This is a genomic window from Aestuariivita sp., assembly GCF_021404545.1.
Classification (GTDB): Bacteria; Pseudomonadota; Alphaproteobacteria; order Rhodobacterales; family Rhodobacteraceae; genus Aestuariivita.
On the sequence record NZ_JAAWWD010000008.1, the window covers coordinates 57697 to 76230 of the forward strand.

Annotated in this window: 15 protein-coding genes and 2 pseudogenes; 13 read left to right on the forward strand and 4 right to left on the reverse strand. The window is 61.7% G+C overall.

Annotation, left to right across the window (positions count from 1 at the left end; translation table 11 throughout):
* Positions 1-8: 8 nt before the first annotated feature.
* From HEP69_RS05545 to miaA, 3 genes are all read right to left on the reverse strand, one after another.
* Entirely contained in the window at positions 9-1061 is a 1053-nt protein-coding gene (locus tag HEP69_RS05545) for an ABC transporter permease (protein ID WP_290557567.1), read from the reverse strand.
* A gap of 123 nt (positions 1062-1184) precedes the next feature.
* Positions 1185-2849, reverse strand: a complete 1665-nt coding sequence (locus HEP69_RS05550; RefSeq protein ID WP_290557568.1) for an ABC transporter substrate-binding protein — start codon at positions 2847-2849, stop codon at positions 1185-1187.
* Between the two features lie 248 nt (positions 2850-3097).
* Positions 3098-3958 carry a tRNA (adenosine(37)-N6)-dimethylallyltransferase MiaA gene (gene miaA, locus HEP69_RS05555; RefSeq protein WP_290557569.1) on the reverse strand — a complete coding sequence of 287 codons (861 nt, stop codon included), beginning with the start codon at positions 3956-3958 and terminating at the stop codon, positions 3098-3100.
* A gap of 115 nt (positions 3959-4073) precedes the next feature.
* Between miaA and pyrH the strand changes: the two genes are divergently transcribed.
* From pyrH to lpxB, 12 genes are all read left to right on the forward strand, one after another.
* Complete coding sequence (gene pyrH, locus HEP69_RS05560) at positions 4074-4811, forward strand: UMP kinase (protein WP_290557570.1); 738 nt, start codon at positions 4074-4076, stop codon at positions 4809-4811.
* Positions 4812-4873: 62 nt separating this feature from the next.
* Positions 4874-5437, forward strand: a complete 564-nt coding sequence (frr, locus tag HEP69_RS05565) for a ribosome recycling factor (RefSeq protein WP_290557571.1) — start codon at positions 4874-4876, stop codon at positions 5435-5437.
* Positions 5438-5445: 8 nt separating this feature from the next.
* Complete coding sequence (gene uppS, locus HEP69_RS05570; protein WP_290557572.1) at positions 5446-6204, forward strand: polyprenyl diphosphate synthase; 759 nt, start codon at positions 5446-5448, stop codon at positions 6202-6204.
* Entirely contained in the window at positions 6201-6992 is a 792-nt protein-coding gene (locus tag HEP69_RS05575) for a phosphatidate cytidylyltransferase (protein ID WP_290557573.1), read from the forward strand. Before uppS ends, HEP69_RS05575 begins: the two co-directional genes overlap by 4 nt.
* Before the next feature lie 2 nt (positions 6993-6994).
* On the forward strand, positions 6995-8167 hold the full coding sequence (gene dxr / locus HEP69_RS05580; protein ID WP_290557581.1) for a 1-deoxy-D-xylulose-5-phosphate reductoisomerase: 1173 nt from the start codon (positions 6995-6997) through the stop codon (positions 8165-8167).
* Between the two features lie 3 nt (positions 8168-8170).
* Entirely contained in the window at positions 8171-9523 is a 1353-nt protein-coding gene (gene rseP / locus HEP69_RS05585) for an RIP metalloprotease RseP (RefSeq protein WP_290557574.1), read from the forward strand.
* A gap of 382 nt (positions 9524-9905) precedes the next feature.
* Positions 9906-12266, forward strand: coding sequence for an outer membrane protein assembly factor BamA (gene bamA, locus HEP69_RS05590; protein ID WP_290557575.1), 2361 nt, complete (start codon positions 9906-9908; stop codon positions 12264-12266).
* Positions 12267-12274: 8 nt separating this feature from the next.
* Positions 12275-12850, forward strand: coding sequence for an OmpH family outer membrane protein (locus HEP69_RS05595; protein ID WP_290557576.1), 576 nt, complete (start codon positions 12275-12277; stop codon positions 12848-12850).
* Between the two features lie 73 nt (positions 12851-12923).
* Positions 12924-13388: a 3-hydroxyacyl-ACP dehydratase FabZ gene (gene fabZ / locus HEP69_RS05600; RefSeq protein ID WP_290557582.1), complete on the forward strand. Its 465-nt coding sequence runs from the start codon at positions 12924-12926 to the stop codon at positions 13386-13388.
* A complete protein-coding gene (gene lpxA, locus HEP69_RS05605; RefSeq protein ID WP_290557577.1) occupies positions 13385-14176 on the forward strand; it encodes an acyl-ACP--UDP-N-acetylglucosamine O-acyltransferase in 792 nt (263 codons plus the stop codon). The genes fabZ and lpxA overlap by 4 nt, the downstream gene beginning before the upstream one ends.
* Before the next feature lie 8 nt (positions 14177-14184).
* The gene (gene lpxI, locus HEP69_RS05610; RefSeq protein ID WP_290557578.1) at positions 14185-15096 is read left to right on the forward strand and encodes a UDP-2,3-diacylglucosamine diphosphatase LpxI; all 912 of its coding nucleotides are present in this window, start codon (positions 14185-14187) and stop codon (positions 15094-15096) included.
* Entirely contained in the window at positions 15096-16259 is a 1164-nt protein-coding gene (lpxB, locus tag HEP69_RS05615) for a lipid-A-disaccharide synthase (RefSeq protein ID WP_290557579.1), read from the forward strand. The genes lpxI and lpxB overlap by 1 nt, the downstream gene beginning before the upstream one ends.
* A gap of 1574 nt (positions 16260-17833) precedes the next feature.
* Here lpxB and HEP69_RS05620 read toward each other — a convergent pair.
* A pseudogene (locus HEP69_RS05620) lies at positions 17834-18170 on the reverse strand (hypothetical protein); the annotation flags it as partial.
* Positions 18171-18240: 70 nt separating this feature from the next.
* Between HEP69_RS05620 and HEP69_RS05625 the strand changes: the two are divergent.
* Positions 18241-18360: pseudogene (locus tag HEP69_RS05625) on the forward strand (IS3 family transposase); the annotation flags it as partial.
* Positions 18361-18534: the final 174 nt, after the last annotated feature.

Consider the following 18534-nt stretch of genomic DNA (forward strand, 5'->3'; position numbering starts at 1 on the left):
CCGCCCCCTCAAGAAATACGGATGCGTGGGTTCAGGAACACATAGCCGATATCCGATATCAGCTGTGTCACCAGGACCACGATCACCGAGACGACCGAAACCGCCAGCAACAGTTCGATGTCATTATTACCGGCCGCCTGAACCAAGAGCCATCCAAAGCCCTTGTAGTTGAAGAGCGTCTCGACGATGACAACCCCGTTCAGAAGCCAGGGGAATTGAAGCATGATCACCGTAAACGGCGCGATCAGCGCATTGCGCAATGCGTGCTTCATCACGATATTGGGAAACGACACGCCTTTCAGACGGGCGGTTCGGATGTATTGCGCGGTCATTACCTCGGTCATCGAGGCGCGCGTCATCCGCGCGATATACCCCATCCCATAAAGCGAGATTGTCAGCACCGGCAGGAAGAAATTCTCGAACGTGGCGTTTTCCATCGCAGCCGTCGCGGTGCCCTTGAACCATCTCAGCCCGACGGCTGAAGACGCAAAGACCGCGATAAAGATCACGCCCGAGACATATTCCGGCGTTGCCGTGGTCGCGATCGAAAAGGTCGACAGCGACCGGTCGGTCACCGACCCCTCGCGCATGCCCGCAAGAACCCCAACGATCAGCGCCATGGGCACCATCAGGATCAGCACAAAGAACATCAGCTTGCCGGTCAAACCCAATCGGAGCGAGACGAGAGAGCCCACATCATCCTTAAACACCGTGGAATACCCCCAGTTGCCCTGCAGGATGCCACAGAAGCGCGGCGCATCGGCCATCTCCTCGGCGCTCACGGTCCCCCGGACACAGCGTCCGCGCAAGCCATCGTCAGCCTCGCGCACCCATCCCGGTGCGACACCCAGCCACTGGGCATATTTGATGGCGACAGGTTGCAGATAGCCGTTGCTTTCCAGAAAGCTTGCCACCGCTTCGTCGGACATCCGGAAATTGCCCTGGGTCTTGGCGAGCTTTTCCAGGTTTGGATATAGATTTGTCATAAAGAACACGACGAATGTCAGGCACAGGGCCGTCAATATCATCACGCCTGTTCTTCGTAGGATAAACAGTCCCATAAGATCCCCTGTTGGTCAGGTCTCGATCACGCCGCGATCCGGCGTTTTGTGTCATTCTTGCCGGGTCATCCCGGAAGGCCGGGCCGCGCTGTGTCGCGCGGCCCGGCCCCAGTCATTGTATCGTCAGGCCGCAAAGCCCCATTTATAGTGGTGATGCTCGAACGCGATATGCATGTCGGCCCCCACGATCCCCGGTTTGTGATGACGATAAAGCGAGCGCCAGTAAGGTTGGCACGTCACGCCTTCTTCCTGGATCAGGGCCATGCCGCGCGCGGCCACTTCGGAGCGTTTCTCGGCATCCGCGATCGACAGGGCCTCTGCCAGGATCGCATCGAACTCGGCATTTTCCCAGCCAAACTCGTTCCAGGCCTGGCCCGAGCGATAGGCCAGCGCCCAGATCTGCACGCCCAGCGGCCGGTGGTTCCAGTTGGTGGAGCTATAGGGGTATTTCACCCAATCGTTCCAGAAGGTGGACCCGGGCAGAACCGTCCGCCTGACTTTGAAACCCGCATCGCGCAGCTGGGCGGCCACCGCGTCGGTGGTGTTTTTGCGCCAGTCATCGTCAATCGACAGGATCTCATGCTCGAAATCCATCATGCCGGCTTCTTCCATCAGCGCACGCGCGCCTTCGGGATCCACGGATTGTTTCGGCAGTTCGGTGTATTCCGGATGCGCCGGTCCCACGTGGTGGTTTTCGGCCGCAATGCCACGACCGCCGGCCCCGATCTCCAGGCAGATCTCATTGTCGATGGCCATTTGCAGTGCTTTGCGGACGCGTTTGTCGGCATAGGGCTGCATGCCGTCGATCTCGGCCAGCTGGTTGGGCCGGATCACGATGGTGCCCATGGTGACCACTTCGGACTTCTCGAATTCCAGCGCGTCGAGCACGTCGATGAATTCGCCCACGGATTCGTGGAGCATGTCGACCTCATCAGACTCGATCGCCGCCACCCAGGCCGACGGATCGGTGCCGAAATCGACATACTCGATCCGGTCCAGATAGGGCCCGCCATAAACCTCGGTCCCCCACCATGTGTGGTCGGGGTTGCGCACCAGGGTGCATTTCACACCGACCTCAAGCTCTTCCATCACGTAAGGACCGGTGCCGATATTGGCGGTAAAGTCGTCGTTCTGGTAGCTTGAATGGGTGATGCAGGCCGGATAGTCCGACATGCCCGCGATCAGTGAGATATCGGGCGTGGGCAGATTGAGGCGCACGGTGTGTGTATCGATCATCTCAATGCCGCCCTCGATGGCGGCGTTGGTGTCAGGATCCACCAGGGAGGCGAACCGACCAGTCATCGAGTTGCCCTCAATCGACCCGTCGCACCATTTGACCAGATTGCGCACCACGTCTTCGGCGGTGAAATCGTCTCCATTGCTCCATTTGACGCCTTGGCGCAGGTTCAGCGTGTAGACGGTGGCGTCATCGTTGATCTCCCAGCCGTCCAGCAGCATACCGCGGAAGGTCCCGTCTGAGTTGTACTCGACCAGATATTCCATGGTGCCGCGGGTCTGGTTGCCAAGCTCGGACCAGTCATAGGTGACCGGGTCTTTCAAGGCCCGCACGCTCATCTGCACGCGCAGCGTGCCCCCGGCTTGGGCATGGCCCGCGGCCTGAACGGGAGCGGACAGGCCGATCATCCCATAGGCGGCCATTGCCGTCACACCCAAAGCGGTCGCCCGGGTGAGGAATTCGCGGCGGCTCAGCTTGCCGTCAAGACATTCCTGAGCGTGCATTTTCGCCGCCCAATGAACAGGCTTTCCGTTAATGGTTTCGGTTGACATCATATCTCCCTTTTTTTGAACGGTGAGGATGGCTCGCCATGTGGCGTCCATTCGCTCCGCCATGAGCGGCACACACCTTGTTGATCACGCGGATCTTGTTTTACAGCGATCCTTGGGCCCCATTCGGCACAAGTTTACCGGGCAGGTCAACGGCTGCATTCGCCTTTTCATGTACCATATGCGACATACGGCTGGGCTGAAAGCGACATCTTCAAAAATGTGAAGAGGTCCGCTTTAGGTTGAGGAGGTCATCCTGGGCTTACGCGATGCCAGCTCAGCATGCGTTTGCGAAACCAAGTCCGCTGCCGCTTGGCGAATTGACGGGTCGCGACAGAGGCGCGGATGCGGGCCTCTTCCAGCGATATTTCGCCGGTGATATGGGCCATCAGTTCAGGCACTCCAATCGGTTTGAACGCGGGCATGGCCGGGTCGTAGTGAGGCGCCATTGCGGCCACTTCCTCCAGCGCGCCCAGATCCAGCATGTGCTCGAACCGCGCAAAGATACGCGCATTCAGCCATTCCTTGGATATGTCGAACACAATCGGCGTCGCCGCCTGAAGGGGCAACAGCGGGGCGGGGGTGTCGTCCTGCCAGGCCGCCAGGCTCCGCCCGGTGGCCGATTGAACCTCCCAGGCGCGCTGCACGCGGGCGCGGTTGACCTGGTCGATCCGTTGCCGCGTCCGGGGATCGAGATCCGCAAGCATCTCCTCGCGATCAAGGGTGTCGGCTTGGGCCCGCAGCTCCGCAGGTGTCGGCGGGATCTGCGCCAGCCCTTCGGTAAGCGCCATGAAATAGAGCCCGGTACCCCCGACGATGATCGGACGCTGCGGCCCGCTCAGCAGCGGCGCCACCTCACGCAGCCAGTGCCCGGCGGAATAGGTCGCGTCCCATGGCACGTGCCCATAAAGCCGGTGGGGCTGGCGGGCCTCGTCCTGGAGGGTGGGGCGTGCGGTGACCACGCGCCAGCAGTCATAGACCTGGCTGGCATCCGCGTTCACGATCACCCCGCCGTGACGCGCGGCGATCTCCATCGCAAGCGCGGATTTGCCCGAGGCCGTGGGCCCCGCGATCAGCACCGGCAGATCAGATGGAATGGGGGGCAATTGCATGATGGGCGCGAGGTCCTGCGGCAAGGGCGGGCTGATCTGCGCGGCACGCATTGAAACCCGGGCGGAATTGGGACATTTTGCGCTCAAATAATCCGGTGCCAAGGCGGAGCGCAACATGACCGACACCCCATCAGACCTTCCCGATACCAAATTCAAGCGCGTGATGCTTAAGATCTCGGGGGAAGCTTTGATGGGAGATCAGGGGTTCGGGCTGCACCCGCCCACGGTCGAACGCATCGCCGATGAGGTCAAGTCGGTCCATGATCTGGGCGTCGAGATCTGCATGGTGATCGGTGGCGGCAATATCTTTCGCGGGCTGCAGGGCAGCGCGCAGGGGATGGAGCGCACGACCGCTGACTACATGGGGATGCTGGCCACGGTGATGAACGCGTTGGCGATGCAGTCGGCGCTGGAGGCGCGCGGCGTCTTTACCCGGGTGATCAGCGCCATCACCATGAACGAGGTGGCCGAACCCTATATCCGCCGCCGCGCCGTGCGGCACCTGGAAAAACAACGGGTGTGTATCTTCGCAGCGGGCACCGGCAACCCCTATTTCACCACCGATACCGCCGCCACCCTGCGCGCCAACGAGATGTCGTGCGAGGCGATCTTCAAGGGCACCAAGGTGGACGGGGTCTATGACAAGGACCCCAACAAGTTCGACGATGCCAAACGCTATGACGAGGTCAGCTATGACGATTGCCTGACCAAACGTCTGGGCGTGATGGATGCGTCGGCCATTGCCCTTGCGCGCGACAACAATCTGCCGATCATCGTCTTTTCGCTGGATGAGCCGGGCGGCTTCCGGGGGATCCTCGCGGGGCGGGGCACCTATACCAAGGTACACGGCTAAACCTATACAACGCCGCTGCAAAGCGGCTATAGCAATGCAAACCCTAAAGACAGAGCAGGCCCATGTCAGACGATTTCATGCTTGATACCGACGATCTGGAGCGCCGTATGGACGGCGCCATCGCGTCTTTGAGAACCGAGTTCGCCTCGCTGCGCACGGGCCGGGCCAGCGCGTCGATGCTGGAGCCGGTGATGGTGGATGCCTATGGCGCATCCACCCCGATCAACCAGGTCGGCACCGTGAACGTCCCCGAGCCACGCATGGTTACCGTGAACGTGTGGGACAAGGGGCTGGTCGGCAAGGTCGAAAAAGCCATTCGCGAAAGCGGGCTGGGGATCAATCCCCAGACCAACGGCACCATCATCATGCTGCCGATCCCCGAGCTGAACGAAGAGCGGCGGCGTGAGTTGGGCAAGGTTGCCGGCCAATATGCCGAAGGCGCGCGGGTCTCGATCCGCAATATCCGCCGCGACGGGATGGACCAGATCAAGAAAGCCAAGGCCGACGGGCTGTCGGAGGATGACCAGAAATTCTGGGAGACCGAGGTGCAGGATCTGACCGACAAGATGATTGCCGCCGTCGACAAGGCGCTGGAAAACAAGCAATCCGAAATCATGCAGGTCTGAGCCAGCCCATGCCCAAGGACCCGGCCCATGACCTTGCCGACGACACCCCGACGCTTGCGGGGTTTGACGGCCCGGCCCATGTGGCGATCATCATGGACGGCAACGGCCGCTGGGCACAGGCGCGCGGGCGGCCGCGGCTTTTCGGCCACCATGCCGGTGCGCGGCGGGTGCGCGAGGTCGTCGAATGCTGTCCGCGTCTGGGCATCAAATATCTGACGATCTTTGCCTTTTCGACCGAGAACTGGAAGCGGACCCAGGTCGAGGTTGCAGGTCTGATGAGCCTCTTTCGACGTTATATCTCGCGGGAGCTGCGGGCGCTGAACGCCGAAAACGTGCGGGTGCGGTTCATCGGTGATCGGGTGCGGCTGGATGCCAAACTGGTTCAGCTGATGGACGAGGTCGAAGAAATCACCCGCTGCAATGATCGTGTGCATTTGACGGTCGCGCTGAATTACGGGTCGCGGGACGAAGTTGCGCGCGCGACCAAACGGCTGGCCCAGGATGTGGCCGATGGCCATCTCAAGCCCGCGGATGTCGATGAAGAGACGCTGCCGCGCTATCTCGATACGCGGGTGTTGCCGGATCCCGACCTGGTTATCCGCACCAGCGGCGAGGCGCGGATTTCGAATTTTCTTCTGTGGCAATCGGCCTATGCGGAGTACGAGTTCATCGACACGCTTTGGCCCGATTTCTCGGCCGCCGAGTTGGAGCGCCTCTGCCGGTCTTTCGGAACGAGGGACCGCCGCTTTGGCGCGGTTGCCAAATGAACACGGCCGCGCAATGGCACGATCTGATCGTCCGTATGGGATCGGGCGCGGTTATGCTGGCGATCGGTCTGGCGGCTGTCGCGGCGGGCGGCGATATCTTTCATGGCTTCGTGGCGTTGATCTGCGGCGCGATGGTATGGGAACTGGTGCGGATGCTGGCCCCGGGCGTGCCCAATGTGGCCTGGCAACTGGGTCTGATGGCGGGCATCGCGTCGATGGTTGCGATCTATCTGCCCGCGGGCGTGGCGCTGCCGCTCCTGATGGCGCCCGCGATTGTCGGCCTGGCCTGGCTGGACCAGCATCGCCGCCTTTATATGATCTTTGTCATCCTGGTGCTGCTTGCCGGGTTTGGCATGATGTCGGTGCGCGACGATTTCGGCTTTGTCTGGATGCTGTGGCTGGCGCTTGTCGTGGTGTCGACCGATGTGGCTGGATATTTCGCGGGCCGGATGCTGGGCGGTCCCCGGTTCTGGCCCCGGGTCAGCCCGAAAAAGACCTGGTCTGGCACCGTGGCGGGCTGGATCGCAGCCGCGCTGGTGGGGCTTGTCTTTGCGCTGACCACCAAGGTTGGGCTTGAGCTGATCGGGATTTCCGCCGCTGTTTCCATGGCATCGCAAATGGGCGACATTTCGGAGAGTGCCGTCAAACGCAAGATGGGGGTCAAGGACAGCAGTTCGCTCATCCCCGGACATGGAGGCCTCTTGGATCGCTTCGACGGGATGCTGGGCGCGTCGGTCTTTCTGCTGATCGTAGGGCAGATCATCGGTTTTCCTCCGGGGCTGGCATAATGGTGCGGCGGGTGTCGATCCTGGGGGCGACAGGATCTGTAGGGCAGAACACGATTGATCTGATTGCGCGCGCACCGGGCGAGTACGAGGTGGTGGCCCTGACAGGGGCCAGCAATATCGCCCAGCTGGCCGAGGATGCGCGGCGGCTGAACGCCCAGGTGGCGGTGACGGCGGATGCGGCGCGGCTGGAGGATCTGCGCGCCGCACTGGCCGGATCCGGCGTACAGGCCGCAGCCGGGCAGGCGGCTTTGGAAGAGGCCGCGTCGCGCCCCGCCGATTGGGTGATGTCGGCCATAGTCGGGGCCGCAGGGCTGAAGCCGGGTCTTTGCGCGCTTGAGCAGGGTGCCGTGCTGGCGTTGGCCAACAAGGAATCGCTCGTGTGCGCGGGCGCGCTGATTTTGAGCACCGCGCGGCGTCACGATACGCATCTTTTGCCTGTCGACAGCGAGCATTCGGCGGTCTTTCAGGGTCTCGTGGGCGAGGATATGGCCACGGTTGAACGGATCATCATCACCGCCAGCGGTGGCGCCTTTCGCGACTGGCCGCTTGAGGCGTTGGAACACGCGACGCTGGCCGAAGCGTCCTCGCATCCCAATTGGGATATGGGACAGCGCATCACCATCGATTCTGCCTCGATGTTTAACAAGGCGCTGGAGCTGATTGAAACCAAAGAGTATTTTGGCGTCCGACCAGATCAGATCGAGACCGTCATTCACCCTGAAAGCCTGATCCACGCCATCGTCGGATTTGTCGATGGCGGGCTCATGGCCCATGTCGGCCCGCCCGATATGCGACATGCGATCGGCTATGCCCTGCATTACCCCGAACGGCGGGATCTGCCGGTGGCACGGCTCGATCTGCCGCAGATTGCCCAGCTGACCTTTCGGGAGCCGGATCTGCGTCGTTATCCGGCGCTGCGTCTGGCGCGGGCGGTGATGGAACGGGGTGGCCTCTCGGGTGCGGTCTTCAACGCCGCCAAAGAGCGGGCCCTTGATGCCTTCATCGCTGGGCACATCGGATTTCTGGAGATGGCGGAGATCGTGGAAGAGGTTTTGACCCGGTTCGATGCGGAAACGGGTCGAATTGACGCCGAAATGACCCTTGATAACGTTATGCAGACGGACCATTTGGCCAGAGAGCGGGCCGATCAGGTCATGGCAGAGCGAGCAGGATAGAATTTGGATATCATTGGACTTCTTCCCCAGTTCGGCGGTTTTGCCCTGACCATATTGGCCTTTGTCGTGGCGCTCTCGGTGATTGTGGCCGTGCATGAGTATGGCCATTACATCGTGGGCCGCTGGTCGGGGATCCATGCGGATGTGTTCTCGCTCGGGTTCGGGCCGATCCTGTATTCCCGGGTGGACAAGCGCGGCACGCGCTGGCAGATCGCGGCCCTGCCATTTGGCGGTTTCGTGAAATTCGCGGGCGACGCCAATGCCGCCTCGGGCAAGGATGCCGAGGCGATGGAGGAGGTGGCGCAGGATCCCGCCGCACTCAGGCGCACGATGCATGGTGCCCCGCTCTGGGCCCGGACGCTGACGGTGGCGGCTGGCCCTGCGTTCAATTTTATCATGTCTATTCTGGTCTTTGCCGGGATGTTCATGGTTCAGGGTCAACCGCGCGATCCGCTGACAGTGGGCGAGGTTCTGACCCTGCCCGGCGGCGCGCAGGAGTTGCAGCCCGGCGATGAGATCGTGGCGGTCGCGGGCGTGCCTGCGCCTGCATTCGATGATGTGGAGGCGTGGGATCCGTTTCGCGACGCGATGCCCGAGAGGCGCACGCTGGATTACACGGTGCGGCGCGATGGGGGCGAAACAATCGTGGCGGGGCCGTTCCTGTTGCCCCCATATATCCAAAGGGTCGCTCCGCGCAGTGCGGCGGATGACATTGACCTCAGACCCGGCGATGTGATCACGGCAATTGATGGCGAACCGATTTTCGCCTTCGATCAGCTCAAACGCAGCGTTGAGGGGTCGAATGGCCGTGTGCTGTTGCTGGATGTCTGGCGCGAGGGGCAGACCCTGCAATTTGCGCTGGCCCCCAAACGGGTGGACGAGCCCCAGCCCGAGGGCGGTTTCAGCACCGAATGGCGTATCGGTATCGTCGGTGGCATGGCGATCGAACCCGCGACCGAGGCGACCGGCATCGGCGCGGCCTTGGGCGGCGGCGTATCCCAGACCTGGTCGGTGATCGAAAGCTCGCTGTCTGGCATCTATCATATGATCACCGGCGCGATCAGCACCTGCAACATGTCCGGTGTGATCGGTATCGCCGAAACCTCGGGGTCGCTGGCCAGCCAGGGCGCCGAGAGTTTCATCTGGTTCATCGCGGTTCTGTCGGTGGCGGTGGGGCTGTTGAATCTGTTTCCGATTCCCGCGCTCGACGGGGGACATCTTGTGTTTTATGCCTATGAGGCTGTCTCGGGGCGCCCCCCCAGTGACAGGGCGTTGCAGGTTCTGATGGCCACCGGCATCGCGCTGATCCTGACGTTGATGCTGTTTGCGATTGGCAACGATATCTTCTGCCCCTGATCCGCGGATCGGGGGTGATGATCACGCGGATCGGCGGGAAAAGGCCGGGCGCTCTCGCTCAGACAAAATTCTGCCATATTGAGCAGCTACGCTCCCGCGTATCACAGTGAGCTTAATAGGTGCGCCATGACTATGCTGATGAAATCCTACCGGGGGCTGGGCCTGATGGTCGAGTTGAACTGGGACAGGATCATCTATGTCTTTGCGATCTCTGTATCGCTTTTGGCAGGGCTCTATATCGGCTCTTTGTGAGCCACTTTCCCACAGACGGCCCAAGATGCGCCAAAGTCCCTGATTTTGATCGCATTCTTGCTTTTGACAAGGCTCTGTAATCCCGGTACTCACGTTCCCAATCAGGTGCAAAAAAACGGGTCGTGCTGCTATGGGATTGGGGACGAAAGCGCATACATGCTGCGCATCGAGGTCAGGTCAACTCCACATCTTGTATCGTTGGGCGACCCTGTTTTTCCTTGCGATTGCAACGGCCTTGGCCGTTTCCGCAAGTGCCGCGCAGGCTCAGGATTTCCGGTTCAGTTCGGTCCAGGTAGAGGGCAATCAGCGCATCGATACGGCCACGATCACGACATTCGCGGGAATCGCCTCGGGTCAGGCGGTCACCGGCGGTGAGTTGAACGACGCCTACCAGCGCATTCTCGACAGCGGTCTTTTCGAGACCGTGGAGTTGGAACCCCGAGGCGGGACGCTGGTGATCCGCGTGGTCGAGTTCCCGACGATCAACCGCGTGAATTTCGAGGGCAATCGCCGGATCGACGATGAGGATCTGGCAGGCTTCATCGAAAGCACCCCGCGCCAGGTCTTCAACCCCGCGCAGGCCGAGCGTGACGCGAACACCATTGCCGAGGCCTATTCGCAACAGGGCAGGATCGCGGTCACGGTGAGCCCGCGCATTATCCGGCGCAGCGACAATCGGGTCGATCTGATCTTTGAGATCGGTGAGGGCGGCGCGATCGAGGTTGAACGTGTCAGCTTTGTCGGAAACCGTGTCTATTCGGACCGGCGTCTGCGCCGCGTGTTGCAGACCAAACAGGCCAATTTCTTGCGGGCCTTCATTCGGGCCGATACGCTGATCGAGGACCGGATCGATTTTGACCGGCAGGTGCTGCGCGACTTTTACCTCTCGCGCGGCTATGTCGATTTCCGGGTGAATTCGGCCAATGCCGAACTGACCGAGGAGCGTGATGCGTTCTTCCTGGTGGTCAACATTCAGGAAGGGCAGCAGTTCAAATTCGGTGAGATCACCACCGTCAGCGATTATAATGGGGTCGATGCCGAGGTCTACCAGGACTCCCTGCGTATTCGCCCCGGCGTGGTCTATTCACCGCTGCTGATCGAGACCTCGATCGCGCGAATGGAGCGTCTGGCGCTGCGCAACGGGGTTGATTTCCTGCGGGTTGAGCCGCGCGTCACCCGCAACGATCGCGACCTTACCCTGGATGTTGAATTCGTCCTGACCCGTGGACCCCGCGTGTTTGTGGAGCGCATCGATATCGAAGGGAACACCACAACGCTGGATCAGGTGATCCGGCGCCAGTTCCGCGTGGTGGAGGGCGATCCCTTCAACCCCCGCGAGATCCGCGAGAGCGCCGAACGCATTCGCGCCTTGGGCTTTTTCGCCGATGCCTCGGTCGAAGCGCGTGAAGGCTCGACCTCGGATCAGGTCGTGATCGATGTCGATGTGGATGAACAACCTACCGGGTCCCTGAATATCGGGGGATCGTTTTCGCGCAACGACGGGTTTGGTGTTGCACTGGGTATTCAGGAAAGCAATTTCCTGGGCCGCGGTCAGAGCCTGTCTCTGAACTGGTCGACCGCCGAAGACTCCGAGATCTATACCTTTGGATTTGCCGAACCCAGTCTGTTGGGGCGCAACCTGCGCTTTGACCTTGGGATCGGCTATACCGAAGAGGATTCCAGCTTTGCCAGTTACGATTCCGAGCGGATCTTTTTTCGCCCGGCATTGACGTTCCCACTTGGTGAACGCTCGAACCTGTCCATCCGCTATTTTTTCGATGAAACCGAGATGCTGACCCGGACCAACGCGACGACCGGGGCCGTGATCGCCAACGAGATTGCGCAAGGCGCGCGGTCGAGCAACGGGCTGGGCTATACGTTCAGCTTTGACAGCCGGTTGAGCGGGCTGAACCCCAATGCGGGTATCCTCTTTGAATTCGGACAGGATTTCGCCGGGATCGGCGGTGACAACGAGTTTATCAAGACCACCGCCAAAATGACCGCCCAGACCCGCGTGTTTAACGAAGAGGTGACATTGCGTGCCTCGCTTGAAGGGGGCGCATTGGCCTGGAGCGGAACCGGGTCGAGCCGCATCACCGACCGCTTCATTCTCGGCCCGTCGATCATGCGCGGGTTCGAGCCCGCAGGCATCGGGCCGCGCGACCAATCCGGTGGCGCTGACGATGCGCTGGGCGGCAACCTCTATGCCGTTGCCAGGTTCGAGGCCGAATTCCCACTGGGATTGCCCGAGGAACTCGGGATCCGCGGGGGCCTGTTCTACGACATCGGGAACCTGTGGGATCTGAGCGATGTGAACACGACCGGGGCCACAATCGTCGGCGCGGACGGCTCGGCGCGGCAAGTGATTGGCCTGTCGGTGTTTTGGGATACGGCAATCGGCCCATTGCGGTTCAACTTCTCTCACGCGTTCCAGAAAGAGAGCTTTGACCAGGAGCAATCTTTCGACTTCACGCTGTCGACGCAGTTCTGAGGCGGGGCATGATCCGGCGGGCCACCTTTCTCGCCTTTGTACAAAGCGTGGGTCTTGTCTATGCGCTGGGTCTGGTGGGCATTACGCCGGGCGCGGCGCAGCAACTGGGGACGGTCCAGAGCCCTATTCTGACCGTCGAATCCGAACGGCTGTTCACGCAATCGGCCTTTGGCACGCGGATCGCCCAGGAAGTCGAGGCAGAAAGCGCCGTTCTGGCGGCCGAAAACCGGCGGATCGAGGCCGAGTTGATGGAAGAGGAGCGGCTGCTGACCGAGCGGCGGGCCACGATGGACCCGGACGCGTTCCGGGCGCTGGCGGATGCGTTCGACGAAAAGGTCCAAGAGATCCGGCGCACGCAAGATGGCAAGGCGCGCACTCTGGCGCAACGCCGCGATAATGACCGCGTCGTGTTCCTGCAAGCTATTGCCCCGGTTCTGGAACAACTGATGCGCGACGCGGGTGCCGCCGTCATTCTTGAGCGTGGCAGCGTCTTTCTCAGCCTCAATGCCACCGATATCACCGAACAGGCGATCGAGCGCATTGACCAGGCAATCGGCGATGGTGCGGCCCTGCGTCCCGAATGACAGCGCGGCTTGCTCTGTCACCAGCGGCTTGCTAGTCACGCAGAACACTCAAAGACCAAGGCAGATGTACGACATGAACACCGAGCTCAAACGCGCTGATATCGGCCTGATCCAGCGCATCCTTCCGCATCGCTATCCATTCCTTCTGGTGGACAAGGTCGTCGAGATCGACGGGACCCAGTCCGCGCTGGGCATCAAGAATGTCACCATGAACGAACCGCATTTCCAGGGTCATTTTCCGGGCAATCCCATTATGCCCGGCGTGACCATCATCGAAGCGATGGCCCAGACCGCTGCCGTGATGGTGGGCGTTGCGCTTGAGGTTGTCGACCGTGATCTCAAAGTGTATTTCATGGCCATCGACAAGTGCAAGTTTCGCCGCATGGTCGTGCCCGGCGACGTGCTCCAGATGCGCCTGACCACGATACGGGGCAGGCCCGGCGGCAAGGTCTGGCGGTTTGCCGGTGTCGCGACGGTTGATGGAGATATGGCGGCAGAGGCCGAGTTTACCGCGATGATGGACATGCCCTCCGAATGAGCGTTCCCGCCCAGATACACGCCAGCGCGGTGGTCGAGCCGGGCGCACAGGTGGGCCAGGGCTGTGTCATCGGTCCGTTCTGCGTGGTGGGGGCGGATGTTGTGCTGGCCGATCGGGTGGAACTGAAAAGCCATGTGGTCGTGACCGGCGATACCGTGATTGGCGAGGATACGGTCGTGTTCCCGTTTTCGGTAATTGGTGAAATTCCCCAGGACATGAAATTCAAGGGGGAGAAGAGCCGCCTGAGGATCGGGGCGCGCAACCGCATCCGCGAGCATGTGACGATGAACGCGGGCACTGAGAACGGCGGGGGCGTGACGCGGATCGGAGAGGACGGGCTTTTCATGGCAGGGTGCCACATCGCCCATGACGCGCAGGTGGGCGATCGGGTGATCGTCGTGAACTCCGCCGCGATCGCGGGCCATTGCGTGCTGGAGGACGATGTGATCGTCGGCGGGCTCAGCGGGATACATCAGTTTGTCCGCATCGGGCGCGGGGCGATCATCGGGGCTGTGACGATGGTGACCCATGACGTGATCCCCTACGGTCTGGTGCAGGCCCCCCGCGGCGTGCTGGATGGGTTGAACCTGGTTGGGCTCAAGCGGCGGGGGGTCAGCCGGGCAGATATCACCGCTCTGCGCGCTGCGTTCCAGATGCTGGCGCAGGGGGACGGAACCTTCCAGGACCGGGCGCGCCGACTGGGGGATGAAAACGACAGCGATTATGTTCAGGATATCGTCCGCTTTGTCCTTGGCGACACTGAGCGGTCTTTCCTGACGCCCGGATAGGCCGGGCCATGAGAGGACAGGCCCTTATCGCAGGCCGGGGCAGGCTCCCCGCCGCTGTTGCCGCCGAAATGGATCGGCCGCTGATTTGTAGCCTGCGGGGCAATGACCCTGACGGGCTTGAGCCGGAGATCACCTTCCGTCTGGAACATCTCGGAACCCTCTTGCAGACGCTGAGCGCGCGGGGTGTGACCGAGGTCTGTTTTTGCGGCGCGGTGCGCAGGCCCGAGGTGGATCTGGCGGCCATAGATGCCGCGACACTGCCACTGGTGCCTATCTTGCAACGCGCATTGCAGCCAGGCGACGATGCCGCCCTGCGCGCGATCATCGCGGTGTTCGAGGAGGCGGGCCTGACCGTCCGCGCGGCCCATGACATCGCGCCTGGCCTGTTGCCGCCCACCGGAACGCTCAGCCAGGCCCCGGCCGATGACGCGGTGCGTGCGGATATCGCGGCGGCCCGTGAGGCATTGGCGGAAATGGCCCGCATCGACGAGGGGCAGGCTTGCGTGATCCGGGACGGCCTCGTTCTGGCGCGTGAGGATGCGCGGGGGACCGATGCGATGCTGACCGATCTGGCGGCCCCGGGATCCCGGCCCGTGCCGCCCGCCGATGATCCGTTCAATTGGCTGATGGACAGTGTTGGCGACGTTCTGGATGACGCCGCCGACTGGCTTTCTGGCGAGGAGGCCGAGCGCGCGCGGCTCAAGGGCGCGCGGGGGCTTCTTTACAAGGCCCCCAAGCCGGGTCAGGACCGGCGGGCGGATCTGCCCACCATTGGCCCCGGCACTGTGCACGGGGCGGCCCGCGCGGGGTTGCGCGGGATTGCCCTTGAGGCCGGGGGCGTCATCGTTCTTGAACGCGCCGAGGTGATCCGGCTCTGTGATCGGGCGGGCCTCTTCCTGACGGTCAGAGAGATGCCTTGATGCGTGTCTTTATCCTGGCCGGAGAGCCATCGGGAGACCGGCTGGGCGGGGCGCTGATGGCCGGGCTGCGTCACCTGGTGCCGGAGGTCGGGTTTGAAGGGGTCGGCGGCACCGAAATGGCGGCGCAAGGTCTTGAAAGCCTTTTTCCGATGGAAGAGCTCAGCGTGATGGGATTGGCTGAGATCCTGCCGAAATACGCCCATCTCAAACGCCGGATCCGCCAGACCGCCGAGGCCGCGCTGACCGCGCAGCCGGATGTGATGATCACCATCGACAGCCCTGATTTTTCGCTCCGTGTGGCCAAATTGGTCAAGGCGCGCTCGGAGATCCGTACGGTCCATTATGTCGCTCCCACTGTCTGGGCGTGGCGCCCGGGGCGCGCGCAAAAGATGGCCCGGGTGATCGATCAGGTTCTGGCGCTTTTCCCGTTCGAGCCGCCTTACATGGAAGCCGCGGGAATGCGCAGCGATTTCGTGGGCCACCCGGTTGTGGCAGAGCCCGAACCGACCCAGGCCGATGCGACCCGGTTTCGCGATGCCTATGACCTGGGAAAGCGGCCCATTTTGCTTGTTCTCCCCGGGTCGCGTCGGGGCGAAGTGGGACGGCTCGCCCAACCCTTTGGCGCGGCGCTGAGGCTTTTTCTTCGGAATGGACCGGACTGGCAGGTGGTCATTCCCGCAGCCGGTCCGGTGGCGGATCTGGTGAAGGACGTCACGCAGGACTGGCCGGGCGCTCCGATCATTCTGGACCCCCGCGAAGAGCAGCCCGAACAAGCGGCCATGAGCAAACGCGGCGCCTTTGCCGCGGCCAATCTGGCGCTTGCCGCGTCCGGAACGGTCTCGCTGGAGCTGGCCGCAGCCCGCACGCCGATGGTGATCGCCTATCGATTCAACACCCTGACCTGGATCCTGATCAAACGCATGATGCGTATCGACACTGTGACACTGGTGAACCTGGTCTCGAGCAGCCGGGTCGTGCCCGAATGCCTCGGACCTGATTGCCGCGGTGATCTGATCGCAAAGACCCTGCAGCGCACTTACGATGATCCGGGCACGCAAGAGCGGGCAATGGCCCTGACGATGGAACGTTTGGGGCAGGGCGGAGAGCCGCCGGGCCTGCGCGCGGCGCGCGCCGTTCTGGACGGTCTCCAAGCTTCAACTTGATCGAGATGAGCGCCTCCGGCGCACAGTCATGTTTTCAGGGGCGCTGACGCGCCGATGCCTCCGGCGGTCGTATTTGTAAGCAAGAAGAACAAGGGCGCATATCTGCCGCTTGTGACCTGCCGATGTGTTGTCCAACGCGTCCCGGCCGAGGCCAGAAAGTCCGCGCTTTGATCACGATGACGGGCTGGATGCGCCATTGGGGACATGCATGGCAATCGGGGCGCTGTCTCTGACCCATTTCGCTGATGTGTCCGGCGTCTGAGGGTAGCATGGTTTCCAAGGGGGGTGGCAGACGGTGAAGAGAGGTGCCTCAGCGAAGGGCGGATCATGCGCTGCCCGGCAGGCGCATGCAAAGCATGCTGCCGAGAGGGGACGTTCTGGAGGAACATCAGGCTGGGCTATCCGGCGTCCGGGATGCCTTGATAGAGCTGCCCGGACCAGCTCTGCCATCAAGAAAGGATCTCTTCCATAGCGAACACAAGGGACGCGCAATGGCGGCCCTCACCGTCCCAAAGACGAGATCCGAAATCCCAAGCAGAAAATCTGAACACTAAAGCGTCCGGCCGAAAACCTGAATCGTTGGGATTCCCATGAATGCTGATTTGTGATTCATCCTTATTGGGAAGATGGATCATGTCAGCACCTTTGCCTTCGGCGCTATGAACGCGGTTTCAGAAGTATATTGAAGAAGGGTTAAGCGGTTGTGCGGCGGCTTTGCGTCTGAAGGTGTCACCTGCCACGGGGGCAAGGTGGGCGCGTCGGGTTCGGACCATAGGTCATGCTGAACCGGCGCCCCAGGGACCACCATGTGGCCGGGGAAAGCTGGCCCCGCATCGGGCATTTTTAGAGGAACTGATCGCACAAGACCCCGACATCACGCTGTTCGAGTTGCGCGACGCCTTGGCTGCGGCAGAGGGAGTGCAAGTCCATCACTCTTCCATCGCCAGTCTGCTGTCTCGGCTTGGGTTCACGCACAAAAAAAGTCGCTGGTCGCGGTCGAGCGCCGTCGCGCCAAGGTAAGGCAGCAGCGGGCCGATTGGTTCAAGCATCGGCTTCCGGCCATCGGGGCTATGCCAGAGCGCGTTGTCTTTATCGACGAAACGGCGGAGAAGACAAACCTGATCCGCTTGCGCGGCTGGGCCAAACGGGGTGAGCGGCTGACGATGGATGCGCCCTTTGGAAGCTGGGGAACGCAAACGTTGACCGCGGGACTGACCCAGGACGCAATGATCGCGCCATGGGTCATCAAGGGCGCAATGCCTCTCATGACATTTTCTTCGAAAATGCACTGCCGGTAATAGATGGCCCTGCCTTCGCGGTGTACATCCGCGAAGTACTGGTTCCCGAAATCGCGCCGGGCACAGTAGTCATCCTCCCCTATCATCGCATTGCTGCGCAATACCCTGTCAGGCAGTGGGACAGATTGGCTCGCCCCCATGATCACCCCGGTGATCTTCCCCTCTCATCGAAACTGCGTTTCGACTGCCGGGCAGTGTATGAACCGGATCATCGTTTGAAGCGGCGGTCGAGCTCCGTCCCGCTGCGCGGCAGTCGCCGCTTGCGGCGATGAGAGCGGGGTCAAAATATGCGGACGCTTTGCGCAGGATCTCATTGGCCTGCTTCAACTCGCGCACTTCGCGTGCCAGGGCCTTCAGCTTCTCGGCTTGTTCGGAGGTGATGCCGCCGCGCTCATCCCGATCCACTTCGACCTTCTTGACCCCTTCCTTTAGCGTCTGCGCCGCGCAGCCGATCTTCGATGAAATCGATACAATCGCCCCTCTCGGCAGATTGCTTCGCAATCGCCTGCCGGGCAGTGGACCAACGGCTCTCATGCGGCCCCACGCCATCCGATATCATCCGCACAGCACGTTCGGGCACTTCTGGGGAATACTTGTTCGTTGCCTGTGTCATGATGCTCCATCTTGCTCATGAGTTGGAGCCACCGGCAAACAAGGAGCGGTTCAAACAAAGGAGACTGACTATAGGGCTGAAACGGACGGACGCATTCCGCAAGGATGCGGTGCGTATCGCGCTGTCCAGCGGGTTTACACGCAGGCAAATTGCGGCTGATCTTGGCGTTGGGATGTCTAAAGTCTCCCGCCATTAACTTGAGACATACCCGGCAGCCCTGCAGTAATTCCAGCACTCCTGTGGCGAGTAGAGATCGCAGACCTGTGCGATTGCGTCGCAAATTTCGGGGAATGCCCCCGCACCGATCCCCCTAGGGGGGGCCTGAGCCTTTGGGAATGCCATTTGGTGGGGGTTGGGGGGGGGG